Annotated in this window: 19 protein-coding genes; 7 read left to right on the forward strand and 12 right to left on the reverse strand. The window is 62.7% G+C overall.

From position 1 onward, the window contains the following. Nucleotides 1-50 precede the first annotated feature (50 nt). A complete protein-coding gene (locus BEN47_RS09275) occupies nt 51-1,031 on the forward strand; it encodes an aldo/keto reductase (protein WP_070727558.1) in 981 nt (326 codons plus the stop codon). Here BEN47_RS09275 and BEN47_RS09280 read toward each other — a convergent pair. The 3 genes from BEN47_RS09280 to BEN47_RS20270 form a co-directional block, all read right to left on the reverse strand. Then, nucleotides 1,028-4,246, reverse strand: a complete 3,219-nt coding sequence (locus BEN47_RS09280; protein WP_070727562.1) for a PAS domain S-box protein — start codon at nt 4,244-4,246, stop codon at nt 1,028-1,030. The genes BEN47_RS09275 and BEN47_RS09280 overlap by 4 nt on opposite strands. Nucleotides 4,247-4,486: 240 nt before the next feature. Further along, nucleotides 4,487-5,302: a mechanosensitive ion channel family protein gene (locus BEN47_RS09285; protein WP_070727565.1), complete on the reverse strand. Its 816-nt coding sequence runs from the start codon at nt 5,300-5,302 to the stop codon at nt 4,487-4,489. Nucleotides 5,303-5,369: 67 nt separating this feature from the next. Next, on the reverse strand, nt 5,370-7,400 hold the full coding sequence (locus BEN47_RS20270) for a peptidylprolyl isomerase (RefSeq protein WP_083322284.1): 2,031 nt from the start codon (nt 7,398-7,400) through the stop codon (nt 5,370-5,372). Nucleotides 7,401-7,734: 334 nt separating this feature from the next. Between BEN47_RS20270 and BEN47_RS09295 the strand changes: the two genes are divergently transcribed. From BEN47_RS09295 to BEN47_RS09310, 4 genes are all read left to right on the forward strand, one after another. Further along, nucleotides 7,735-8,670, forward strand: a complete 936-nt coding sequence (locus BEN47_RS09295; RefSeq protein WP_070727569.1) for a hypothetical protein — start codon at nt 7,735-7,737, stop codon at nt 8,668-8,670. A gap of 123 nt (nt 8,671-8,793) precedes the next feature. Beyond that, a complete protein-coding gene (locus BEN47_RS09300; RefSeq protein ID WP_070727572.1) occupies nt 8,794-9,270 on the forward strand; it encodes a nucleoside deaminase in 477 nt (158 codons plus the stop codon). Nucleotides 9,271-9,396: 126 nt separating this feature from the next. Beyond that, complete coding sequence (locus tag BEN47_RS09305) at nt 9,397-10,914, forward strand: FAD binding domain-containing protein (RefSeq protein ID WP_070727575.1); 1,518 nt, start codon at nt 9,397-9,399, stop codon at nt 10,912-10,914. Nucleotides 10,915-11,101: 187 nt separating this feature from the next. After that, nucleotides 11,102-13,405 carry a xanthine dehydrogenase molybdopterin binding subunit gene (locus BEN47_RS09310; RefSeq protein ID WP_070727579.1) on the forward strand — a complete coding sequence of 768 codons (2,304 nt, stop codon included), beginning with the start codon at nt 11,102-11,104 and terminating at the stop codon, nt 13,403-13,405. A 166-nt stretch (nt 13,406-13,571) separates the two neighbouring features. Here BEN47_RS09310 and BEN47_RS09315 read toward each other — a convergent pair whose 3' ends face one another. From BEN47_RS09315 to allB, 6 genes are all read right to left on the reverse strand, one after another. Then, nucleotides 13,572-15,005: a DUF6986 family protein gene (locus BEN47_RS09315; protein ID WP_070727581.1), complete on the reverse strand. Its 1,434-nt coding sequence runs from the start codon at nt 15,003-15,005 to the stop codon at nt 13,572-13,574. Nucleotides 15,006-15,147: 142 nt separating this feature from the next. Next, complete coding sequence (gene uraH / locus BEN47_RS09320; protein WP_070727584.1) at nt 15,148-15,486, reverse strand: hydroxyisourate hydrolase; 339 nt, start codon at nt 15,484-15,486, stop codon at nt 15,148-15,150. Further along, nucleotides 15,483-16,085, reverse strand: a complete 603-nt coding sequence (gene uraD, locus BEN47_RS09325; RefSeq protein ID WP_239691549.1) for a 2-oxo-4-hydroxy-4-carboxy-5-ureidoimidazoline decarboxylase — start codon at nt 16,083-16,085, stop codon at nt 15,483-15,485. The genes uraH and uraD overlap by 4 nt, the downstream gene beginning before the upstream one ends. 57 nt (nt 16,086-16,142) lie before the next feature. After that, entirely contained in the window at nt 16,143-16,883 is a 741-nt protein-coding gene (allE, locus tag BEN47_RS09330) for a (S)-ureidoglycine aminohydrolase (protein ID WP_239691550.1), read from the reverse strand. 7 nt (nt 16,884-16,890) lie between these two features. Then, on the reverse strand, nt 16,891-18,144 hold the full coding sequence (locus BEN47_RS09335) for an allantoate amidohydrolase (protein WP_070727593.1): 1,254 nt from the start codon (nt 18,142-18,144) through the stop codon (nt 16,891-16,893). Between the two features lie 4 nt (nt 18,145-18,148). Beyond that, entirely contained in the window at nt 18,149-19,483 is a 1,335-nt protein-coding gene (allB, locus tag BEN47_RS09340; protein ID WP_070727597.1) for an allantoinase AllB, read from the reverse strand. A gap of 177 nt (nt 19,484-19,660) precedes the next feature. Between allB and BEN47_RS09345 the strand changes: the two genes are divergently transcribed. Together BEN47_RS09345 and BEN47_RS09350 are read left to right on the forward strand one after the other, a co-directional pair. After that, nucleotides 19,661-21,070: a urate hydroxylase PuuD gene (locus tag BEN47_RS09345; RefSeq protein WP_204378299.1), complete on the forward strand. Its 1,410-nt coding sequence runs from the start codon at nt 19,661-19,663 to the stop codon at nt 21,068-21,070. Nucleotides 21,071-21,295: 225 nt separating this feature from the next. After that, nucleotides 21,296-22,267 (forward strand): XdhC family protein, encoded by a 972-nt coding sequence (locus BEN47_RS09350; RefSeq protein WP_070727599.1) that lies wholly within the window; start codon nt 21,296-21,298, stop codon nt 22,265-22,267. An 83-nt stretch (nt 22,268-22,350) separates the two neighbouring features. On the opposite strand, the gene BEN47_RS09355 is transcribed toward BEN47_RS09350, so the two are convergent. The 3 genes from BEN47_RS09355 to BEN47_RS09365 form a co-directional block, all read right to left on the reverse strand. Further along, a complete protein-coding gene (locus tag BEN47_RS09355; protein ID WP_083322285.1) occupies nt 22,351-22,968 on the reverse strand; it encodes a DUF4136 domain-containing protein in 618 nt (205 codons plus the stop codon). Between the two features lie 53 nt (nt 22,969-23,021). Further along, the gene (locus BEN47_RS09360) at nt 23,022-23,219 is read right to left on the reverse strand and encodes a hypothetical protein (RefSeq protein WP_070727606.1); all 198 of its coding nucleotides are present in this window, start codon (nt 23,217-23,219) and stop codon (nt 23,022-23,024) included. A 209-nt stretch (nt 23,220-23,428) separates the two neighbouring features. Then, a complete protein-coding gene (locus BEN47_RS09365) occupies nt 23,429-25,315 on the reverse strand; it encodes an ABC transporter ATP-binding protein (protein WP_070727609.1) in 1,887 nt (628 codons plus the stop codon). Nucleotides 25,316-25,379: the final 64 nt, after the last annotated feature.

Below are 25,379 nucleotides of genomic sequence, written 5' to 3' on the forward strand. Positions count from 1 at the left end.
TGACGTTCTTGTGCCGTCCCGTTTCTTCACAACTAGATTTCCCGCACCGCATGAAAACACGTGAACTAGGCCGCACCGGCCAGCAGGTATCGGCCCTGGGCCTGGGTTGTATGTCGATGGCCTCGGACTACGCCTACGGGCCCAGCGACGAGCAGGAAGCCCTGGCCACCCTGCACCACGCCCTGGATTTGGAGGTGACGCTGTGGGACACGGCCGACATCTACGGCTTTGGGGCCAACGAGGAGCTGCTGCGACAGGTGTTAGTGCCAAACCGCGCGCGGGTATTTCTGGCCACCAAATTCGGCTTTGTGGCCGATGGGCAGGGCGGCTCGGCCGTGGACGTGCGCCCCGAGCGCATTGCCGCCGCCTGCGACGCCAGCCTGCAGCGCCTGGGCATCGAGACCATCGACCTTTACTACGCCCACCGCATCGACCCGGCCGTGCCCGTAGAGGAAATGGTGGGCGCCATGGCCGCGTTGGTGCAGGCCGGCAAAGTGCGGTACCTGGGGCTTTCCGAGGCCTCGGCGGCGTCGTTGCGGCGGGCAGCAGCCACGCATCCCATCGCGGCGCTGCAGTCGGAATATTCCATCTTCACCCGCGATGTGGAGGCCGAAATTCTGCCCGCTTGCCAGGAGCTGGGCATCAGTTTAGTGCCTTTTTCGCCGCTGGGCCGGGGGCTGCTTACCAACCCGGGGCCGCAGCTGGCCGAAAAGGACCTGCGCCGCAGCATGCCCCGCTTTGGCGAGGAAGTGGGCGATGCCAACACGACCCTGCTGGCGGGCCTGCACCAGCTGGCCACCGAAAAAGGCATCAGTACGGCGCAGCTGGCGCTGGCGTGGCTGCTGGCCCAGGACGCGCACCTCATCCCCATTCCGGGCACCAAACGCCGGAAGTATCTGGATGAGAACGCCGCTGCTGCGGAAGTGGAGCTGTCGGTGGCCGAAAGCCACCGGCTGCAGGCCTTGCTGGCGGCCCACCCGGTGGTGGGGGCCCGCTACGGCGAAGGCGCCCTGAAGCTGGTGAACCGCTAGCGGCCGCCCGGCCCCGTTTCCGGTGAGGCTGGCACTCGGCTCAGGGGCCCCACGGTCCAGTCATGCACCAGTTTCACCAGCGCCGCCTCCTGAAACGGCTTGGTGAGGTAGTCGTTCATGCCCGCGGCCAGGCACTTGCCGCGCTCTCCCGTGATGGCGTTGGCCGTGAGGGCGATGATGGGCACGGTGAGCGTGAGCTGCTGGCGCAGCATGGCCGTGGCCACGTAGCCGTTCATCAGGGGCATCTGCAGGTCCATCAGTATCAGGTCAAACGCCTGGCTTTCGGCCAATGTCACGGCTACCTGGCCGTTTTCGGCTTCGGTTACTTCCATGCCGGCATTGGTCAGGAAGATGTTGGCCAGCATGCGGTTGAACACGTTGTCTTCAACCAGCAGAATGCGCTTGCCCCGCAGCGCCGGCAGGAGGCTGCTGGTGTCGGCTTCGTCCTTCTGGGGCACGTCGGCCGTGGTTCCCACCGGCAGGCACAGGGTGAAGCGGCTGGTGGTGCCGCTGTTTTTCTGGCTCTCGATGCGCAGCGTACCGCCCAACAACTCCACTAGGTTTTTGCTGATGCCCAAGCCCAGGCCGGTGCCGCCAAACTTGCGCGACACGGAGGAGTCTTCCTGGCTGAAATCTTCGAAAACCTGCGCCAGGTACTCGGCATCGATGCCAATACCGTTGTCTTTCACCATGAATTCAATGAGCGCCTCGCCCTCGTCCAGCAGCTGCACCAGCTCGCAAGAGACGTTGACACCGCCCTTTTCTGTGAACTTGACCGCGTTGCCGGCCAGATTGAGCAGGATTTGGGTGATGCGGTACGGGTCGCCGAGCAGCACGGGGGGCACGCCCGGCCCGATGCGCGTTTCGAAGCACAGGCCCTTTTCTTCGGCTTTATAGACCAGGGTTTTTTCGACTTGCACGGCCACGCGCTCGGGGCTGAAGCCGATTTTCTCGATGGCCATGCGCCCGGCCTCTATTTTGGACAAGTCCAGAATGTCGTTGATGATGACCAGCAGGTTTTCGGCCGAGGCCGTGATGGCGTGCAGGTAGCTGGTCTGCGAGCTGTCGAGCGCGGTTTTGGTCAGCAGCTGGCTCATGCCCAGAATGGCGTTCATGGGCGTGCGGATTTCGTGGCTCATGTTGGCCAGGAAATCCTGCTTGGCTCTTGAGCTGATTTCGGCCAGTCCTTTGGCTTCGCGCAAATTGGCCTCGAGGCGTTTTTGGGGCGTCACGTCGAGGTAAATGCCGATGAAGCCAATCAGCCGCTGGTGGTCGTCGTAGAGCGGAGCGGCGCTCACCAGCAGCCACTTGATTTCCCCACTCTTGGTGGTCACGGCAATTTCGTAGGAATCGGCAATGCCCTGCTGCCGGAGTTCCTTCTTGCTCTCGACCAGCGCCAGGTCTTCGCCGCTCAGGAGCAGGGGCGAAAGCTGCCTGCCCATCAGCTCCTCGGTGCAGAAGCCCGTCATGCTGCAAAAGCTCTGGTTGACGTAGAGCAGGTGGTCCTCCAAATCAGCTTCCACCAGCCCCAGCGACATGTTTTCGATGATGCCACGGTATTTTTCCTCCCGGCGCTTGAGTTCCTCACTGGCCTGGGTGCGGATGGTGATATCCGCGTATTTCCACAGGTGGCCAATGTAGCGGCTCTGGTCAAAGATTGGCGCGAAGTCCCGCTGAAGCGTCCGACCGTCGAGGAGAGTTAGCACGTCGCCCACCACGGGCTGACGCTGCTTGAGCAGCTCCTTAATGCGCGCCACATATTGCTGGGGGTTTTTGATAGAGGCCTTGGATCCCTCCGTCAGCCAGCCACCGTCTTTGCCGATTAGCTGGGCTGGGGCGGTGGGCACAGCAAGCAGGCTGCAGAAGGCCTCATTGGTGAGCACGATACGGCGGTTTTCGTCCTCCAGCACCAAGCCATCCTGGAAATTGGTAATAACCGTGGACAAGCGCCGCATCGAAGCATCGAGGGCTTCTTGGGCCTTTTTCAGCTCTGAAATATCGGTGTGCGTGCCCGAGAAGATGAGCGGCTCGCCGTCGGGGGCGCGTTCGGTTACCAGCCCGCGGCTCAGTATCCATTTGTAGCTGCCATCCTTGCAGCGCATGCGGAACTCAACCACCAGCAGCGTTACATCGCCCCGCAAACAAGCATTGATGGCACGCACGGTGCTCGCCAGGTCCTCGGGGTGGATGTGCGAGGCGAAAGAAGCGTAGCCATCCGGGAATTCGTCTTCCTGGTAGCCCAGCATGGCTTTGTAGTCTGCGGAGTAGGTCACCAGCGCCGGGTTGCTCAGGTTCTGCTCCCAGATGCCATCGCCGAAGCCTTCCACGGCCAGCCGCCATCGCAGGTCGGCTTCCCGCAGCGCCTGTCTCAGCGGGGTAATGTCCTGCAGGATGCCGCTGTAGTTCACGCCGGTTTCGTCGCGGCCCGTGAGCACGGAGCTCCCCCGAATCCAGCGCAGGGGCTGGCCCGGCACGGCCACCCGGCCCTCGTAGAACCACGGCGTCTGCGTGCGCGTGGCTTCCTCGATGGACTGCCAGAGCGCGGGCATATCCTCGAAGTACGCATACTTGAGCGCGTCGCTGAAGTCGGTAACGGGAATACCAAACAGCTCGGACAGCTTCGGACTCATGTAGGTGGTTCCGAAGGTGCCGTCAAAGTTTTGGCGCCATTCGTAGAGCACCACCGGCACGTTTTCGGCCAGTGCCCGGAAACGCTGCTCATTCTCGGCGAGGGCGAGCTGGCTTTCTTTCCACTCCGTAATGTCTTCCAGCAGGCAGGCCATCACGGCTTCGCCCTGCTCGTTGACAACGGGCTGCACTTTTACCCGAATCCAGCAGGAGGCGTTGCTGGCCCGCGGGTTAGGGACCTCGAATTGAAAAGGGACCCTGTTGCGGAGCCCGGCTTCTATGTAAGCCACCGTAGCCGGGTCGTCCAGGTCGGGGTGCAGAAACGTCTCGGGCAGCCGCCCCACCACCTCGTGCAGCTCAAAGCCGCACAGGGTCGAAAATCCTTCGTTGGCCCACGCCACCCGCCCGTTGGCATCGGTGAGGAGCACGGCGGAGCACAGCTGCTGCATCAGCAGCACCAGCTGCTGGTAGTTTGGCAAGGGAGAAGCCGGGCCGGGGGCGCTCGTTGCCTTGGCCAGGGCCACGCGCAAGGCGGCATTCTCGGCCTGCTGCTGCTCCAGGGCATGTTGTAGCTCGGCTGGGGTCATGTCCTGTTTCTCCTCTTTGCTACAAGATAACGCATTGTGAACGTCCCTGTTGTACCATCACAAAACAAGTAGGGCTTCCGCACCAAAACTAACACCTGCGTTTTTCGCCTATTATGACACTTTGGTATCAGCAGACTCTCGAAGCTCAGGTGCTTCATCTTTGTTTCCAAGCACAGGTGGCACCTGTGTGAAATTTGGTGCGGAAGCCCTACAAAACAAGCCGCGTTTTGCTGGCATATCTTACTGCGGCATGTTTCGGATGTAGCTATGCGACACGGGAACCGGGCTGGCCACGCCCTGCTCGGCAAAAGCGCGCTGCAGCTGCTCGATGAGCCGGCCGTGGACCGCGCCGTTCTGGCCGGCCAGCGTGTAGGCCCGGAACGCCACGGTCACGCCGCCGGGTTTCAGGGCGGTTACCACTACCTGCGGGGCCGGGGTTGGCAGCACCTGCTCGTCGGCCTGCATGAGGGGCACGGCCCAGCCGCGCAGCGCATCGAGGCTGGTGGTGTTGTCTAGCTCGGCCAGTACTTCCACCATGGCCTTGTTCTGGGCCGTTTTGTTCACAATGACGTTATTGGAGGTGGCACCATTGGGCAGGATAATGGTATCGCCCTGCCCGTTGGCCAGAATGGTATTGAAAATCTGAATTTCCCGCACCTCCCCCGATTTCCCCTGCGATTCGATGGTGTCGCCCACCACGTAGGGCTTGAAGATGAGGATGAGCACGCCCCCGGCAAAATTGGCCAGCGTGCCCTGCAGGGCCAGGCCCACCGCCAGGCCCGCCGCCCCCAGAATGGCCACAAACGACGTGGTTTCGAAGCCCACCATGCCCGCTACCGATATCAGCAGCAGCGCCTTTAGCACGATATTGACCAAGCTCCTCAGGAAGGAGCTCAGCGAAACATCCAGGTGCTTGGTGGCTTGCGACAACAGCCGCGTCGCCCAGCCAATCAGCCACCAGCCTATCGCCAAAGCCAGGCCCGCCATCAGCAGGCGGGGCAGGTAGAGCACAACGAGGGTTTGCAGCTGCTGGGTGTACGTGGTGACCTTATCCATAAAAAAACGGGTTATTAAACACTAAATTCAACGAAATACCTCAACGAACCAGACGGCGCAACCGTGCTTATTTCACCAGCTCCACGCCCAGAATCTGGTCCCCGATTTCGAGCTTGTGCGCCACGTCCATGCCGCCCACTACCTGGGCGAAGATGGGGTAGCGGCCGTCGAGGTGCGGGGTGGGCGTGTGGGTGATGAAGAACTGGCAACTCTCGGTGTCCTTGCCGGCCGAAGCCAGGCCCACGCTGCCCTCCTCGTAGTGCAGGTCGCCAAATTCAGACCGCAGGTTGTAGGGCGCGCTGCCGTTGCCATCGCCGCGCGGGTCGCCGCCCTGGGCCACAAAATTGGGCACCACGCGGTGGAAATACAGGCTGTCGTAGAACTTCTGCTCGATGAGCGTGACGAAGCTGGCCACGGCGCCGGGCGCTTCGTTGGGTTTCAGCTCCAGGACAATAATGCCTTTGGAAGTGCGCAGGCGCACCTGCTGGCCCAGCGGCACGCCCTGCACCACGGCCCAGTCGATGGGATGCTGCTGGGCGGTGGCAAGGGGCGTGGGCGTCGGGTTGGGGTTTTTCGTGAGCTTGTCGAGGGCCTGCTGCAAGCCCTGCCAGGCCTCAATTTCGCGGGGCAGCTGGAGCTTGGCCTGCGCCTGGCGAATGGCCGCCAGGTCGGCGGGTTGGGGTTCGGGGTAAAGTTTAGCGTCGGTGAGGGCCTCGGCGGCGGTGCCGAGCTGGGCCACGTCGCCCGTGGCCAGGGCCTGGCGCACGGCGGCGGCAAAATCGGCCTGGCGGGCCGCCGGGAAATCAGCATTGCGGCGCATGGTGAGCAGCGCGCCCAGGGCGTAGCCGGCCACCACCGGCGACTGCCCGGCCCCAAACGCCTCGGCCCGCACGAAGTCGAACGAAGCGGGGTCTTCGGCCAGGGCCTGCAGCAGGAAGCCTTTTTCGTACACCGTGGGCACCACCGGGTAGCGCTTGCGAATGGTTTCGGTGAGGCTGGGCCGGGCGGCGGGGCTGGCGTGGCGCACGGCGGCCTGCAGCAAGGCCGCCCGCACCCGCGGCGAGGCCTGCTTGTTGCCGTCGGCCAGGGCGGCCATTAAGGGACCCGATTCGCCTTTGGCGTGGGCCAGCAGCCATTCGGCCGCGGTGAGGGCCACCGGGGCGCGGTCGTGGCTGAGGGCGTAGAAAACGGCTTCGCGACTGGCGCCATAATGGCCCACCCCAAATGGAAGGGCCCGCACCGCGCTGAGCCGCACCCGATAGTCGGGGTCCTTGGTGGCCAGCCGCGCCAGCACCGCAGCCGGCGTGGCGCCTCTGTTAGCAGGTGCTACCGCAGCCGGGGCCCCAGCCGCCGGCACCGCCGCGGCCAGCCGGCCCAGCGTAGTGGCGGCGGCGGCGCGCACGGCGTAGGAACGGTCCTTGGTGGCTACGCGCAGCAAGGTTTCCTGCCCTAGGCGCGCCAAGTCGGCGTCGGAGCCCCGCGTGCGCGACAGGCTCACGGCTGCCGCCAGCCGGCCCCGCTCGGGTAGCCTGGGCGAGTTCAGCACCTGCACCGTGCGCTGAATGCTTTCGGGCGAGGTGAGGCCCCGCAGGGCGGCCCGGTTCAGGCCCAGTGCCAATGCCACGGCGTGGGCCGTGTCGGTGAGCGTGCTGTGGCGCCACAGGGCGGGCAGGCTGGCGCGCGTCACGGTGCGGCCTAGGGCTTCGTGCACGTAGCGGCGCACGCCTGCGTCGGGCTCCAGCTGCACGCGCACCAGCAGGCTGTCCACGGCTGTGCTGTCGCCAATTTGACCTAGGGCGTAGGCGGCGGCGCGGCGCACGCTGTAGTCGCCATCGCGCAGCAACGGAATCAGCCCCGGTACAGCGGCCGGGGCCTGCACCGAAGCAAAGGCCAACGCGGCTTCGCGGCGGTAGATGGGGTTGGAGTTGGTGAGAAAGGGAAGCAGCGCGGCGGTGTTGCGCTCGTCCTGGGCGGTGCCAATTTGCCGGTTCACGGCGTCGTGGTACTTGTTGTCGAGGTCCACGCTGGGGCGCGGGGTGCGGGTACAGGCCGCGAGCAACAGCAGCACGGGCCAGAAACGAAGGGAGCGGATGGGCATTGGCGGGGGAAGATGAAGCAGCGGCGGGCCCGGGTTGAACCGGCCGAAGCGGGGTGTCAAGTACGGAATCAAATTCCTATCGGGCTACGCCGGCAGGGGCGGTTCCGGCGACCAGGGCCAGCAAATGCGTGATGACCACCTTGCTGCGCGGGGCGGAGCCCAGGCCCTCGCCGGGCATTTCGAGTAAAATATTTATGCGCGCAACGATGCGCGGCGGCGCCCAATGCCCGGCGGCCAGACGGCGCCCGGAGCCGGGGCCGAATTCTGAGGGCTGGTTTTGGCAGTTTCGGCCCGATTTTCGTTTTTTAGCCCCACAATCCTTGACCTTTGCTTTATGAACACCACTTTGCTATTGCTTTTTCGCCGGCGGCCGGTTGCCTTGCTGGCGGCGGCCTCCCTCCTGCTGGCCACCTCATGCACGGCCCCCCGCGCCATCGTAACTACCGGCAAAGTCACGCCCCAGGGCGAGTTTCGGGTGGGGTATAACCAGGGCTTCAACGTAGCCACTTCTTCCCTGAGCAAGGTGGGCAGCGCCGTGAAAGAGGCCGCTAGCCAGGCCGCCAGCCAGGAAAAAGTGGACTACACCGAAGCCACCACCCGGCTCCAGGCCGCGGCCCTGGCTTACGTGCTGGACCCCGTGCAGCCCACCGCCGACCTGAGCATTCGCTACGGCATCATCCCGCGCCTCGATGCGGGGTATAAATACGCTTTCGGCTCCCACGTTTTCGATACCCAGCTCCAGCTCCTGGGGCCCACCGGCTCACCCGAGAACCCCGGCCGCGGCGCTGCCAGTGGCACCACCTACGCCAGCATCGGCCTGCAGTTTGCCACCCAACGGGCCAAGCTGCCCAGCCTGCCGTTTCTGGACGACATCAATTCGGTGCTCAACTTCCGGGCCACCCGCAACGACCTGCTCGTGCCGCTCACCTTCAGCCAGTCGTTCGGTCCCGAAGAGGAAATTGGGGCCATCAGCTACGGCCTGGTGTATGGGCACAGCTGGGTGAGCTACGGCTTTGCGCCCGAGAGGATTTTTGCCGGCTCGGTGAAAGTACCGGAGCTGACGCTGCAGAAGCGTAATTTTTCTTCTTTCGGCGGCTTTGTCAATCTCAAGCTGGGCTACCGGTACGTGTATGTCATCCCGGCCATCTCGGTATTCTACCAGAACTACGGCGACTACGCGCTGCTCAACGGCGCCAGCACTTCGCTGAGCGGGGTCACGTTTGTGCCCTCGCTGGGCTTTCAGCTGCGCCTGCCCAACCTGTTTAAGTAGGCCATTGCACGGGCGAAACGGGGCTGCGGCCAGGGGTGCGTTGTTGGGTGAGTTTTACCGTTCTTTGCTGCCCGTTTTTTCAGTTAATTACGGATAATAATCTCCTGACTGCCCTGCTCTTTTATGGAAGCTCCCAACCCCGAATTCATGCGCGAAGCCATTCGCCTGTCCATTGAAAAAATGCAGGCCGGGCACGGCGGCCCCTTCGGCGCGGTGGTGGTGAAGGACGGGCAAATCATTGCCCGCGGCTTCAACCAGGTCACCAGCACCCACGACCCCACCTGCCACGCCGAGGTCGACGCCATTCGCAAAGCCTGCAAAGAGCTGGGCACCTTCCAGCTCGACGGCTGTGACCTCTACACCAGCTGCGAGCCCTGCCCCATGTGCCTGGGCGCCATCTACTGGGCCCGCCCGGCCCGCGTGTTCTACGGCAACACCAAGGCCGACGCGGCGGCCATTGGCTTCGACGACCAGTTCATCTACGAAGAGCTGGACCGTCCCATGGACGCCCGCCGCCTGCCCATGACGCAGCTGCTGCGCGAAGAAGCGCTGGCCGGCTTCCAGGCTTGGGAACGGAAAGAAGGGCGCACGGATTATTAAGAACGATACAACAGAACGTCATGCTGAGCTTGCCGAAGCATCTCTACTGCGCGAGTAATTAGATTTACTATTGAGGTAGAGATGCTTCGGCAGGCTCAGCATGACGTTTTTATTGATTCCAGATTCATGATAGAATTTTACCTCAACGACCAGCCCATTCGGAGCACCGAGCCACCGGCCAGCGCGCTTCTCGACTTCGTACGCTACCACGAGCACTTGAAGGGCACCAAAATAGGCTGCCGCGAGGGCGACTGCGGGGCCTGCACCGTGCTGGTGGGCGAGCTGGCGCCTGATGGCCAAACCATGAACTACCAAAGCATGACCAGCTGCCTCACGCCGCTGGGCAACGCGCACGGCAAGCACGTGGTAACCGTGGAGGGCATCAACGCTGCGGCCGGCCAGCTCACGCCGGTGCAGCAGGCCATTGTGGACGAAGGCGGCTCGCAGTGCGGCTTCTGCACGGTGGGCTTCGTGATGTCGCTCACGGGCCACAGCCTGAGCGAGAAGCCGGCTACTGAGAAAAACACCATTGCGGCCATCGACGGCAATATTTGCCGCTGCACGGGCTACAAATCTCTGGAGCGGGCCGCCGCCACCCTCACCGCGCAGCTGGCCAGTCGGCCCACGCAAAACGCCGTGGCCTGGCTCAGCGAACAGCAGTTTGTGCCGGCCTACTTCCAAACCATGCCCGCCCGGCTGGCCGCTCTGCGCACCGCAGTTGCAGAGGAAGCCGCGGCTGCTACTGCCCACAGCAACGGTACTCCAGCGGCCACCGTCTCTCCCAACGGCCACACGCAAAGCCAGAACGGTCACGATTCCTCAGCCGCTAATCCATTTGCTCATCCACTCCTCGGTGGCGGCACCGACCTGCTGGTGCAGCGCCTCGAAGAATTGCGCGAGCAGCCCGTGCGCCTCGTATTTGACCAAAGCGGCCGGCGCGGCATCCGGCAGACGGCGGCGGGCCGCGTGGTGCTGGGCGCGGCCACCACGGCCAGCCACCTACTCGAATCGGAGCTGATGCGCGGCTTGATTCCGCAGTTGCCGCAGTACCTGAAACTGGTGTCGAGCACGCCCATTCGCAACATGGGCACGGTGGCGGGCAACTTCATCAACGGCTCGCCGATTGGCGACCTCACCATCATGTTTCTGGCGCTGGGCGCGTCCATTACCCTGGCCAGCCCGGCCGGCACTGCCCGCGAACTGGCCCTGCCGGACCTGTACCTGGGCTACAAAAAACTAGCAAAAACACCCGAGGAACAGGTCACTGAAATCAGCTTTCCTACACCCCTATCCGGCGACTTCTTCCACTTTGAAAAAGTCTCGAAACGCACGCACCTCGACATTGCCAGCGTGAATTCCGCTGCCTGGCTTCGGGTTGAAAATGGCCTGATTGCAGCGGCGCGCATCTCGGCGGGCGGCGTGGGACCGGTGCCGCTGTACCTGGCCCGCACCAGCCAGTTTCTGGTGGGCCGCGAGCTGACGGCCGACACTGTGAGCGCCGCTAATGCCGTGATGCAGGAGGAAATCAGCCCGATTTCGGATGTGCGCGGCACGGCAGACTACAAGCGGCTCTTGCTGCGCCAGCTGTTGTGGGCGCATTTTTTGCAGTTTGCGCCGGCGCTGGCGGTAGATGAATTGATTTAAATTTAAGCGTCGCCTGACCTCACCCTCACCCCCTAGCCCCCTCTCCCGCGGAGAGGGGGAACTAGACTTTAGCTCTAGAAATAGTCCTCTGATTATAATTCTAAAACTAAAAACTAGTCCCCCCTCTCCGCGGGAGAGGGGGCTAGGGGGTGAGGTTGACGCGGAGGGCGACTTGCAAGCCTACACCATGAACCACCTCGACCCCAACCGCCACGTGCGCGGCGAATCGCAGTACCTTGACGACGTGCCCGTGCAACAGGGCACTCTGTACGCGGCCGTGTTTGAAAGCCCGCTGGCCCACGGCGTACTCAAAAGCCTCGATATCAGCGCGGCGCGGGCGGCGCCGGGAGTGACGCACATTCTCACGGCGACCGATATTCCCGGCATCAACCAAATCGGCGGCATCGTACCCGATGAACCGCTGCTGGCCGAGGGACACGTGCATTTCCGGGGGCAGCCGGTGGCGCTGGTGCTGGCCCGCACCGAGCACCAAGCCCACGCGGCGCTAAAGCTCATCACGGCCGAAATTGCCCCGCTGCCCATCATCACCGACCCGCGGGTAGCGGCCGCGCAGGGCGAGCTGATTGTGCCGCCGCGCACCTTTAAAATCGGTGATTCGGCAGCTACGTGGGCGGCGTGTGCCCACGTGTTTGAGGGCGTGGCGGAGAGCGGCGGGCAGGAGCATTTGTACATCGAAACGCAGGGCGCGTATGCCTTTCCCACAGAGATGGGCGGCGTGCGCATTATCTCGTCTACGCAGGGCCCCACGGCGGTACAACGGCACACAGCGCACGTGCTGGGCCTGGGCATGCACCAGGTAGAAGTAGACGTGACGCGCCTGGGAGGCGGTTTTGGCGGCAAAGAAGACCAGGCCACGCCCTGGGGAGCACTGGCCGCGCTGGGCGCCTTCATCACCAAAAAACCGGTGAAGCTGGTGCTCGACCGCATGGCCGATATGCGCATGACCGGCAAGCGCCACCCCTACTCGTCCGACTTCAAAATCGGGCTGGATGCGGACCTTAAAATCGTGGCCTATGAGGTTACGTTCTTCCAGAATGCCGGCGCGGCCGCCGACCTCTCCCCCGCCGTGATGGAGCGCACGCTCTTCCACGCCACCAACTCGTATTTCGTACCCAACGTGACCGCCACGGCCTACAGCTGTCGCACCAATTTGCCGCCCAACACGGCCTTCCGGGGTTTTGGCGGGCCGCAGGGCATGTTTGTGATAGAATCGGCCATTGCCAAAGCGGCGGAGGAACTGGGCGTGCCGGCCAGCGAGATTCAGCGGAAAAACCTGCTGCGCGAGGGCGACCTGTTTTCCTACCGCCAGCAGGCCGAGATGTGCCACGCCGAACAGGCCTGGGATACCGCGGCCCGGCAGTACAACTTGGCTGGCCTACAGGCAGAAGTCGAGCAGTTTAACGAGCAGCACAAGCTGGTGAAAAAAGGCTTCTCGGTGATGCCCATCTGCTTCGGCATTTCGTTCACCAAAACGCCCATGAACCAGGCCCGCGCGTTGGTGCACATCTATTCCGACGGCTCAGTGGGCGTGAGCACCGGCGCGGTGGAAATGGGCCAGGGCGTGAACACCAAAATTGCGCACGTGGCCGCCCGCACCCTGGGCATCTCGGTGAACCGCGTGAAGGTGGAAAGTACCAACACCACCCGCGTGGCCAACACCTCCCCCAGCGCCGCCAGCGCCACTGCCGACCTCAACGGCAAGGCCACCGAAATGGCCTGCGCCGCCCTGCGCGAGCGGCTGCTCCAGCACGCCTGCCTCGAGTACACGCTCAACTACGAAGGCCTCGAAATACACGACGAGCAGGTACTGGCGGCCGGAGTGTCCGCCGATACCGACTGGGAGAAGCTGGTGTCGTCGGCATTCTGGAAGCGCGTGGCCCTCACCGAAAACGCCCACTACGCTACGCCCGACCTGCATTTCGATGCCAGCACTAACACGGGCCACCCCTTCGCCTACCACGTCTACGGCACGGCCTTCACCACCGTCACCGTCGACTGCCTGCGCGGCACCTACACCGTGGATGCCCTGCGTATCGCCCACGACTTTGGCCAGAGCTTCAACGAGGTGATTGACCGGGGCCAGATTGAGGGCGGCGCCGTGCAGGGCATTGGCTGGATGACGATGGAGGAAATTGCCTACAACGACGAAGGCCGCCTGCTCAGTAATTCGCTCAACAGCTACAAAATCCCGGATATCTACGCCGCGCCGGCCGTGCTCGACGTGCACTTTCTCGATACGCCCGGCCACCCCAAAGCCATTCTGCGCTCCAAGGCCGTGGGCGAGCCACCGCTCATGTATGGCATCGGCACCTACTTCGCCCTGCGCGATGCGGTGCGGGCGTTTCAGGGGCACACGGCGCTGCCGTTTTCCGCACCGATGACGCCGGAAAAGGTGCTGGTGAGCTTGTACCCGGAGTTCGTGGCAGCAAATTCGGACCAACAAAAGGCAGCAGTTACCGCCTCTACCTGATACAATTTTAGTCGCTAAAAACACACGGTTGTCATGCTGAGCCTGCGAAGCATCCTAACACCGCTGAACAACTAGGTTCGAACGTGATAGGATGCTTCGCAGGCTCAGCATGACAGCCGTGTTTTATTCTGGCGTGAGTATAGGCGTAGCCCTTTTTCGCATACGGTTAGGCCTTCGCCCGCCGCCCCTCCAGAATCCGAAAAAACGAGCGGGTCTGTACCTCTTCCAGCGTTAGGCCCGTGGCCAGAATTTCCTCTTCCGAAATCGCGCCGCAGTTCAGGGCTTTGAGGAAGAAGTTGAGCAGGCCCTGGCCGGTGGCGGCGTCGTCGAAAATATCGCCCGTGAGGGTGGAGATGGCGGCGCGCTCCACGAAGGTTCGCAGGCGCAGCACGGCATCGTCGTAGCTGCTCAGGAAGAAATTATAGGTGGCGGCGTAGCGCATGGGCAGCTGCGCGGGGTTCAGGTCCCAGCCCTGGTACAGGCCGTTTATCAGCGAGTGCGTAGTATGGTGGTAGGCCTGGCGCCAGGCATTGTGCACAGATTCCTGATTTTCGCGCAGCTGGGCATAGCTCAGGTTGTCGCCCCGGTGCGGGCCGATGGGCATCACGTTGGTGGCGCCATCGGAGAGGAAGATGCCGGTGCCGCCGAGGGCCACCTTGGTCATGTGGTGGGCAAAGTCGTTCACGGGATGCCCCATGGTCTGGTACCTGGCCGTGATGCCGCAGCTCGCCGTGTAGTCGTAGGTGCCGAAGTGCGCCGCGATGCAGCGCCCCTCGCTGGCCCGGATGATGCGCATAAGCGGGTTGCGCCCCTCCTCGTCCATGATGATTTGCGTGGCCTCCACCATCGTTTCCATTTTGAGCGTGCCAGGCGCGAGGCCATTGGCCTTTTCAAGTAGCTCAAACAGGCGCACCATCGTGGCCATCTGCTCCGGAATGGTCACTTTGGGCAGCATCACCACGAAGTTTTCGGGCAGCTTGCCGCCGGTTTCGGCCAGCAGCGTGGTCAGGAAAATATCGAGCGTGCGCACGCCGCGGGCCTTCATGTCTTCGGTGAAGGGCTTGATGCGAATGCCGATAAACGGCGAGAGCGTGCCCTGGGCCATGCCCTTGGCTACCTCCGTGGCGGCGCGCACGGCGGTTTCGTCTTCCTCGGCATCGGGCCGGTTGCCGAAACCGTCCTCAAAGTCCACGCGGAAGTCTTCCACAGCTTCACGCTGCAGCTTCGCCACAATCTTATTGTACACCGAATAGGCCAGCCAGGCGGGCTCCTGCTTGCGGGCAGCGGGCGTCATGGCGTCGAGGCGGGCAGTAAGGTCGGCAACATCCTTTTCGAGGGTGGGCAGGTGCTCGTGGTTGCTGAGCTGCAGCACGCGGGCTAGCTCCACGAAGTTGGGCGCGTAAATCTGCAGGTTATTCAGGGCGATGTCGCCCATGCGCTTGCAGGTATCGGCCTTGAAGAGGTTGGCGCCGCCGTACACGGTGTGCACGGGCTGGCGGTCGGGCCGGTCGCCGGGGTAGGTGTGCTGAAATTTAATATTAGCCATGCCGAGCTGGTCGAGCAGGACAGTTTTATCAGAGTCTGGTAAGCTGAGTTTCATGGTGGGAATCTGATTGTTCGTTGTTAGTTATCAGGCGGAGTTTTGCAGCACGTCACGCTGAGCTTGTCGAAGCGTCTTTACCGCGCAGGTAATTCATTTACTATTCCGGCAGAGATGCTTCGACAAGCTCAGCATGACGTGCTCACGACCCGCGGTAAGTGGAATACCCAAACGGGTTCAGCAGCAGCGGCACATGGTAATGCTCATTGCTAGCCACGTTAAAAACGATTTCTACAAACGGATAAAAATTCGCCGTGCCGTCCTGCGCGAAATATTCCTGGGTGTAAAATTTCATCTTATACACGCCCAATTCAAACTGCTTTTCTCTCGGCAATAAATCGGGAATTCGGCCGTCAGAGTTAGTTACGCCGCGTGCGATTTCCCGCCAATTATCGCCGGCCTGCTGGAGCAGCGCAATATCCACACCAGCAGCGGGTTTACCTTTGGCAGTATCTAGAATATGGGTGGTTATCTGGCTCATGCGGCGAGGAGTTTTTCGAGGCGAAGGCGGGTGATTTTATTTTGTTCGCCGGCGGCAATTAATATTTCAGCTTCCGGATTATTAACCAACCGTGCCTGCAATAAAGCCAGCATTTCTTCAGCTGATTTTCCAGTAGCGCAAACGATAAATATGTAGCTGAATTTCTTTTCGTATTCGGTGTTGCCAGCGGCCAATGCTTCAAGGGTTTCCTGCGAAGCCTCGCGTACGGAAGCTTGTTCGCCCTCGGCCCAAGTGCTGGTACTGGCGAATTTGGCGCGCAGGGCCGCCACGTCGCCGCCGATTTTGGGGTGGTGTGTGAAGGCTTCGCGCCAGTCAGCTTCACTCAAAGCGTTCCACGCGGTGTTGGCCTCGTCCATCAGCGTTTCGGCGTCGGAAACGGGGAAGGCGGCGCGCATTTTTTCCACCCACGCGGTGGAGCCACAGCAGGTTTGCAGGGCTTGGGCGAGTGCGGGTTTGGGGAGGTGGTTGAGTTCGGGGAGGGTCATTTTATAATCATAATCTAGGCACGTCATGCTGAGCGTAGCCGAAGCATCTCGCGTGTGGTAGTAATTTAATCGTTCAACGTCATTGATTACCATTGCACGCGAGATGCTTCAGCTGCGCTCAGCATGACGTTCTAACCTTCAATTCATATTTCAAACTACCGTTGGAAACCGGTTCACGTTCTTGTAGTAGATGTACACCGACGGCTCCTGGCCCATCGCAGTGGCCCACTGCTGGCAGTAGGGCGCCATCCAGATGGAGTCGCCCTTTTTCACCGGGTACCAGCACTGGTCGAGCATGTAGATGGCTTGGCCTTCGAGGTACATCAGGCCGTGTTCCATGATGTGCGTTTCCACCATGGGCAGGTTGCCGCCGAGGCCGTAGGTGAAGATGTTCACGGCCATGTCGAAGCCCAATTCGTTCGGCAGCAACTCCTGAATGCGCAGCGCCTCGTCGTTCATGTACACGGGCGCTTTGCTGTAGTCGCGCTCGCCCCAGAAGATGCCCGGCGTGGCATGGCCGGCCAGCGGCTCGTACACTTTATGGAAAGTCAGCAGCTGCGTACCGGCTTCGGGCTGGCTGAACTCATAGCTCTGGCCCACCGGAATGTACAGGTACTGCCCCACGGCCAGCGTGCGGGTTTCGCCGCCCAAGGCCGCCTGCACCCGGCCCTGCACCACGTAGAAAAAAACCTGCGACGCCTGCGTCTCCCCTACCAGCTTGCCAGCGTCCGTCAGCGTGACCAGCGTTTGGCACAGGCGGGCGCCCATTTGCTCGTTGATGATGACGTTGGTGGTGCAGCCGGTCCAGCCGGGCACGTTGCTGTTGATATAGCCATCGGGGGCGATGATGGCGTGATTGCGCTTCACAACTGAGCGGGTCAGGGCGGACATTTCCATGTTAGCAGGTGGGGTTCTGGGTGCGGAGGAGGTGAATAAACCGGTCGGCCGCGGCGACGGCAGCGGCCAGGTCGGGCAGCTCTACGTCCTCCAGCGGGTTGTGGCTAATGCCTTCGCGGCAGCGAATAAACAGCATAGTGGCCGGTGCCACAAAGGAGACCGGCACGGCGTCGTGGCCGGCGCCGCTCACCAGCGGGATGGCTTCGTGGCCGCTTTCGGCAATGGCCTGCGCGAGCAGGGTGTTCAGGGTCGCATCGCAGGCCACCGGCGCCGTCTGCTGCACCAGGGTCCAGGTGAGAGCTACGGCGCGGTGGGCGGCGAGGCCTTCGGCGAAGCCCTGCAGGGCGCGGGCCGCATCGGCCAGCTGCGCCTGGCTGGGGCTGCGCAGGTCGAGGCTGCACGTCACCTCGCCGGGAATCACGTTGCTGGCCGAGTGGCTCACGGCCAGCTTGCCCACGGTGGCTACCAGCCCCCGGCCGTGCGTCTGGGCAAACTGCTCGGCGGTGAGCACAAACTCGGCGGCGGCGCACAGCGCATCCTGGCGCATGGCCATGGGCACGGTGCCGGCGTGGCCGGCCATGCCCCGAAACACCAGCTCCACGCGCTGCTGCCCGGCAATGGCCGTAACCAGTGCCACCGGCACGTTGCGCTCCCACAGCACCGGCCCCTGCTCGATATGCATCTCAAAATACCCCAGCCAATCGGCAGCCGGAATGGCATCGGCCGGAATTTGGGCGGCATCAGCCCCCATGCTTGTCAGGGCCTGTGCCAGGGTCACGCCCGCGGCATCGGGCCGCGCCAGCAGGGCCGTGTCAAACGAGCCGGCCACCACTTTGCTGCCCAGATACGTGGTGTGAAACCGTACGCCTTCCTCGTCGCTGAACGCAATCAGCTCGATGTGAAACGGCAATTCCACTTGCTGCGCCAGCAGATTTTCCAGCAAGTCGAGCCCCATAAGCACGCCCAGCGGCCCGTCGAACTTGCCGGCGTTCACCACCGTGTCGATGTGCGAGGCCAGCACGAAGGTTTTGGCGGCCGGGTGCCGGCTTTCCAGCCGGGCGCGCAGGTTGCCGATGCCGTCGACGCGAGTGGGCAGGCCGGCGGCTTGCAGCCAGCGTTGCACCAGGGCCCGGCCTGCCAAAAAAGCAGGCGTGCCAAAGGTGCGCGTCACGCCGTGGGCGTCTTCGCTGATGGCGGCCAGCTGCTGAATGCGCTGCATAATACGCTCCGCGCGGGCTAGGTATTCGTGCTGCATTCCGCTACCGGGTTAAGAGTTGGCCTTGGTTGGGGTGGGTGAAAACCGGGCGCTGATAAACCAGCTCGCCCCGCAGAAAAGTTAATTCCACCACTCCCGCCAATTCCTGGCAAATGTAAGGCGACACTTTGTGTTTGTGCTGAATCATTTCTTCGGTCACGACGAAGGTTTTTTCCGGGTCCAGCACCAGCAAATCGGCGTCGTAGCCCACGGCAATGCGGCCTTTGCGGTGGCTCTGGCCGGCTAGTTTCGCGGGGTTTTCGCTCAGCCACCGGGCCAGGTCACGGAGGGTAGCGCCGCGCCGGCGGGCAGCCGTCCAGAGCACGGGCAGGGCCAGTTGCAGCGAGGCGATTCCGCCCCAGGCCGTGGTAAAATCTCCGCTTTTGAGCTGCTTGAGATCGGGCGGCGCGGGCGAGTGGTCGGTGGCCACAAAGTCGATAAGGCCGGCCTGCAACGCCGCCCACAGGTGCTCATTATTGGCCCGCTCGCGAATGGGCGGCGCGCATTTGAACTGCGTCTGCCCATCGGCAATGTCTTCGGCGTTGAAATACAGATAATGCTGGCCGGTTTCCACAGTCAGGGGCAGGCCCTTGGCCTTGGCCGCGGCGATGGGCGCGATGGCACTGGCCGACGACAAGTGCACGATGTGCACCGGGCAACGGAACTCCTCGCACAGGCGAATCATCAAATTCACCGCGTCATCTTCCCATTTTTTGGGCCTTGAAGCCAGGTAGTTGGCGTACGAGCGGTGGTCGTTTTGCTTCCAGGCCTCGTCTTCTGCCGACAGCTCACAGTGCACCAGCAGCGGCAGGCCGTGGCGGGCCAGAATGGGCATCACCCGGCGCAAATCGGCTTCCGTGGCATTCGGAAAATCATCGATGCCCGAATGGGTCAGAAAGGCTTTAAAGCCCAGCACGCCAGCGGCAATCAGCGGCTCAATTTCCGCGGCGTTGCCGGGCACCACCCCACCCCAGAAGCCCACGTTGCAGTGCAGCTGGCCCGGCGTAGCGGCCCGTTTTATTGCCAAATTGGCCACCGAAGTGGTGACCGGCGCCGAGTTAAGCGGCATGTCCACCAGCGTGGTGAGGCCGCCGGCCAGCGCGGCGCGGGTGGCCGTATCGAAGCCCTCCCAGTCGGTGCGGCCGGGCTCGTTGATGTGCACGTGCGGGTCGATAACGCCGGGTAGAATGGCGTGGGCGCCCACGTCCATGATACCCGCCGCTACTTCTGCCTCAAAGGGTAGCACGGCGGCAATGCGGCCGTTTTCAAGGAGGAGGGTGGCGGCGCGCTCGCCCTCGGGCGTGACGACGCGCTGGCTGCGCAGGGCAATAGTTGGCATGAAGGGGAAATTTAACGCTAAATTGGATGCTTTTTCCCGGTTGAATTAATTTGCCGCTGTTACGCATCAACAAGCTGGCGCGCGTCTCCGACGCGCTGCCCGCTGGCTTCGAGCCTCTGGCTCGGGCGTAGAACGACGTTGCAGGCCTTTTTCTTCCCGCCCCCGCCAGCTTTTTCTATGATTCAATACGTTACCCTACTTTCCATAGTACTGGCGTTTCTGCTGCTGCTGGGCGTCATTTTCGCGTTGCAGCGCGTGGCCAAAACCCGGCCCGATGGCGGCGTGGTGGGCACCAGCGGCTTCACGCTGGAGGGATATTCCTATGCCCTCATTCTACTGGCGGTGGTGGCGGGCGTGGGCATTTGCTACGTGCTGGTGCGCGACTCGCTCTGGGCCGGCCACATCATGGAGTGGCTCAACATTGTGGTGCGCCTCATGCACGTCACCTTCGGCATCGCCTGGATTGGCGCCTCCTTCTACTTCGTATTCCTGGAAAATGCCTTGAACCGCACCGAGAACGTGCGCGACGAGCTGGCCGGCAACCTGTGGGCCGTGCACGGCGGCGGCTTTTACTATCTGGAGAAGTACAAATCGGCCCCGCCGCAGATACCCAAAAGCCTGCACTGGTTTAAGTACGAGGCCTACTTCACTTGGCTCTCGGGTTTCAGCCTGCTGTTTGTGGTGTATTACTTCAACGCCAGCTCCATGCTGATTGACCCGCGCGTGCTGGACATTTCGCCGCTGGCGGGCGTGGGCATCGGGGTGGCGTCGTTTGCGGCGGCGTGGGTGGTATACGACGGCCTGTGCCGTACGGAATTCGTGCGCAGTCCCTGGTTCAAGGTCGTGGGCTTCGTCATCGCGGTTGGCTTTGCTTATTTCTACGCCCAGGTATTCAGCGCCCGGGCAGCCTACATCCACTTCGGGGCCATGCTGGGCACACTCATGGTGGGCAACGTTTTCTTCACCATCATCCCAGCGCAAAAGGCCATGGTGAAAGCCGCCACCGAAGGCACGCCGCTCGACCCGCAGCTGGGCAAAAATGCCCTGGCCCGCTCGCTGCACAACAATTACTTCACGCTGCCCGTGCTCTTTGTGATGGTGAGCAACCACTTCCCCAGCACCTTTGGGCACGCTTACCCGTGGGCCATTCTGGCGGTAATCACCCTGGGCACCGCCGGCGTGAAGCACTGGCTGAACCTGCGCGAGAAGCACCAGTCCAACGCCTGGGTGCTGCCGGCCTCGGTGGTCCTGCTGCTCGGCGTGGTGTTCGTGACGGCCCCGCAAAGCCAGTCCGGCAGCGCCGCCGCGCCCGCCTGCACCGAGGAAGTAACCATGAGCCGGGTGAACCTGATTGTGCAAACCCGCTGCGTGCAATGCCACTCCTCCCAGCCCACCGACGACGTATTTAAGTCGCCACCCAACGGCGTGGTATACGACACGCCCGAAGACATTATCCGCCTGAAAGACAAAATCATGCAGCGCGTGGTAGTCACCAAAACAATGCCCCAAAACAACAAAACCCACATGACTGATGAAGAGCGGGACATTCTAAAATGCTGGATTGAGCAAGGGGCACTCAATAAATAACCAGAACAAAACTCCCCTCCTTACCAAGGAAGGGATGTTTCAGCCACGGGCTGAAACGGGGGTGGTTGGGGCGTTGAACGACGCGGGAACATCTCTGCCGCCAGCCATTCGCTCTCCATTCAACGCCCACAATCACCCCAGCCGACGCCGCGCGCCGGCGTCCCCTCCTTGGTAAGGAGGAGAATTTTATGTTCATCCTTTACTCCCACATCAAGCGAAGCGTAAATGCCTGCCTCTCCCCGTGATTTACCGGTTTGGGCCCTGGCCGTGGCCAGCCTGCGGGCGGGCACGCCCGTGGCGCTGCTGTGCGTGGTGCACAGCAGCGGCAGCAGCCCCGGTCGCCAGGGGTTCAAAATGGCGGTAACGGCTACGGGGCTGGCGGGCTCCATCGGCGGGGGCATTATGGAGCACAAGTTTGTGGAGCTGGCCCGGCAGCGCCTGTTGGCCGGCGACTTCCAGCCCGTGCTGCGCCCGCAGATTCACCGGCGTGAGGCACCGGCCGACCGCTCCGGCATGATGTGCTCGGGTGAGCAGGAAGTCCTGCTGTGGCCCCTGGCCGCCGCTGACTTGCCCGTAGCGGAAGGCATTGTGGCAGCGCTGACGCTGGGAGATGGCAGCCAGCTCCTGCTCAGCGCCGAGGCCGGCCTGCAGCTGCAGCACTCCCCAGAACCCGCCGCTGCTTTCTACGACTACCAGCCGGGCGCCGCGTGGTGCTACCGCGAGCGGCTGGGCTTTCGCGACCAGGTCACCATCGTAGGCGCCGGGCATGTGAGCCTGGCCCTTTCCAAAACCCTGGCGCTGCTCGATTTTGAGCTCACCGTGCTCGACAACCGCCCCGGCCTGCCCACGCTCGAAGCCAATCAGGCCGCCCACCACCGGCGCGTGGTCAGCTACGAGCAGGCGGCGCTGGAAATCCCGCCCGGCCCGAGCCAGTACGTGGTGGTGATGACCGTGGGCTACCGCACCGATGCCGAGGTGCTGCGCCAGCTGCTGGGCCGCCCCTACCGCTACCTAGGCGTGATGGGCAGCGCCGCCAAAGTAGCCGAACTGCGCCGGGGGCTGTTGGCCCAAGGCTTTTCGGCCGCAGACGTAGCGCGGCTGCGCGGGCCCATTGGCATGCCCATTCATAGCCAGACCCCCGAGGAAATTGCCATCAGCATCGCCGCCGAATTGATTCAGGCCCGGCACAGCGGGTAGCTCGGCCTTGTTTGGTTATCAGTTGTTCGTTGTCAGTTTTTGGCACGTTCTTCAGAATAGCCCCGTACGGCTTCCCCGAGGCGCTAGCGCCCCGATTCGTCAGCCGTACGGGGCAGGGTGCCGTTGGCAAACTCTTCGGTGAATACCCGGTAGCGGTCCAGAATTGACCGTACGGAGCGGCGCAGTACCACTTCGCCCATGGGGCCGGCGGGCACGCTCACGCCCGAGGCGTAGCCGTTCCAGACGGCCCGGTTGGTTTTCACGTCGATAAGGGTGAGCAGCAGCGTGCCTTCGGCCAGGAGCAGGCGCACGGGCTGATAGCCCTGCAGGTTCTCGCGGGGGGTGTCGTCGTTTTCCTCAATGTTGCGCTTTATCCACTGGCTGAGGTCTTCCTGCACGAAGCCGTGGAAGTTCATGTCGCCCTCATATACTCGGAAATTCACCAGCATGTCGGGCCGGCGCTTGGCTTGGCGGTAGCCCTGCACCTGCAGGCGCTGCTGAATGGCTTCGCGCACGGACTGGCCCAGGCGGCTGGTGTCGGAGGTGAGGCCGGCACCGGTCACAAAGTCGTAGGTGCGGTAGTGCCGGAAGTTGCCACGGTAGCTGTAGTCCGACTCCACCCGGGTCTCACGGGTGGTCATGCAGGCCGAAATAGTTGCCGCGAGGCAAATCAGGCTCAGGAGAGTAGCAATGGAACGCATAATGCTGGAAACTGACAGATGAACAATGGGTTACAACTACGAAATTTAACTCATTAAGGACTGATAATCAGCATAAAAAAATAAGCATTGTGCCCGCCGCTGGCCTCCGCATCCTCGTGCCGGGCCACCCACCGCTTCACTGCTTTTTGATTGTGGCCGCGCAGGTTCGTGGCGCCTGCACACATGCGGTGATTCACCAGCAGGTCGGGGCGTTTGACGGTGGGCCGGTAGGCGGGTCCGAATGACGGCACGCAGCACCAGCCCGTGGGTACGCATGCAATAGTAGGCGTGTTGGCTACGGAAATTACCGCTGTAGCGGTAGTCGGATACGGCGCGGGCTTCCTGCGTGGTCGCGCTTGTGCCCTGGGCGAGGGCCACCAACAAGCGTAATGGTATGGTCATGGCCATCAGGAAGAAGTGTAGCCAACCAAGTTACGCAAACCCTCCTAATATTCAAGCCCTATCGGTAGCCAGCGGCCTGCAGCGCAAACAGCTCGGCGTAGCGCCCACCCTTGGCCAGCAGGTCTTCGTGGGACCCGATTTCCACGAATTCCCCGTTCTCAATTACCAGGATGCGGTCGGCCATGCGCACGGTGCTGAAGCGGTGACTGATGAGCACCGCCGTTTTGCCCTTGGTGAGCTCCGCAAATCGCTGAAAAACTTCGTGCTCGGCGCGGGCGTCGAGGGCGGCGGTGGGCTCGTCGAGAATGAGCAGCTGCGCGTCGCGCATGTAGGCCCGACCCAGGGCAATTTTCTGCCACTCGCCGCCGCTCAAATCCACGCCGCCGTTGAAGCGCCGGCCTATCATCTGGTCGTAGCCGCCGGGCAGCTTCGCAATCACGGAGTCGGCCAGGCTTTGCTGGGCGGCGGTTTCGATGCGGGGCTGGTTGGTGCGCTCCTCGATGCGGCCCACGGCCAAGTTCTGGCCGGCCGGCAGCTGAAAGCGCACGAAGTCCTGGAAGATGACGCCGATTTCCTGGCGCAGCTCGGCGGGGTCGTACTCGCGCAGGTCGTGGCCATCGAGCAGAATGCGGCCTTCGCTGGGGTCGTAGAGACGAGATAAAAGCTTGACCAGCGTGGTTTTGCCCGCGCCGTTTTCGCCCACCAGCGCCAGCTTTTCGCCCGCTTCCAGCTTGAAAGACAGGTTACGAATGGCCCATTTTGTACCATTCTTGTACTGAAACCCGACGTTCTCAAACTCGAATCCCTGCCGGATGGGCCGGGGGAATGGCCGGGCCGTTTGGCCCGTAACCTGCTGCCGCACAATGCGTGGCCGCAGGGCAAAGAAGTCGAAAAAGTCCTGCAAATACAAGGCCCCGTCGGCCACGGAGCTAAACCGGCTGAGAATGCCTTCGAGCAAGCCGCGCAGCCGCGCAAACGAGCCCGCCAGAAACGTGAGCTGGCCCAGCGAAATCTGCCCGCCCACGGCCCGGGAAATGATGTAGACGTAGGCGCCGTAGTAGCCCGCCGCGCCCACGCCCGCAAACAGCGCGCCCCAGCCGGCACGCCGCAGCACCAGGCTTTTGTTCTGGGTATAAAAGTCGTCGGACAGTTCCCGAAAGCGGTTGATGAGGAAGTCCGAAAGCCCAAAAATCTTCACCTCCTTGGCCGTTTCGTCGGAGGCGCCGGTCTGGCGGAGGTAGTCCAGCTCGCGGCGCTCGGGCGTCCAGGAGTGACTCAGGGAGTAGCTGCGCTCATTGAAGTGCGACTCGCCCAGGAACGCCGGCACCACAGCCAGCAGCAGCAGCCCCAGCAGCCAGGGCTGGAAGGCCACTAGCCCGCCGGCCAGCAGCACCAGCGTCACAAAGTCCTGCCCCTGGCTCAGCACCTGGCTCATGAGCACAGTGCGCGAGAGGGTTTGGCGGCGCGCCCGCTCCAGCTTGTCGTAGAAGGTGCTGTCTTCGAACTGGTCCAGGTCCAGCTCGGCGGCGTGGGCCATGATGCGGATGGACGATTGGTTGGCAAACAGGTCGCCGAGCAGCGAATCGAGCAGGGCCACGCCGCGGCCCAGGGCATCGGTGAGCAGCACAAGGCCAAACTCCAGCGCCACCAGCGTGAGCACGGGCGTGAGCACCCGCTCTGGGGCGGGCAGCCGGGTGAGGGCCACCACAGCATCAAGGATGAGCTGGGCCACGTAGAGCATGGCCAGCGGCAGGCCCGCCCGCAGGAGGCGCAGGGCAATGTTGGCCAAGGCCAGCCGGGGACTGGTGCGCCAGATGAGCTTCAGAAAAGCAGGCAGGTTGCGCAGCGCCGACACCCGTTCGCGCACGCTCACGGGCGGCTTGTCGCCGCCACCGCGGGAGCTGTTGGGGTTCTTAGCGGAAATGGTTTTCAGGAAATTAAGCATTGCACGGGTCGAGGCAAGGTTGGGGCCGGAAGTGCGGGGCGGCCGTTTTGGCAGAGGCAGCGCT

It is taken from the genome of Hymenobacter lapidarius (assembly GCF_001816145.1).
GTDB classification, from domain to species: domain Bacteria; phylum Bacteroidota; class Bacteroidia; order Cytophagales; family Hymenobacteraceae; genus Hymenobacter; species Hymenobacter lapidarius.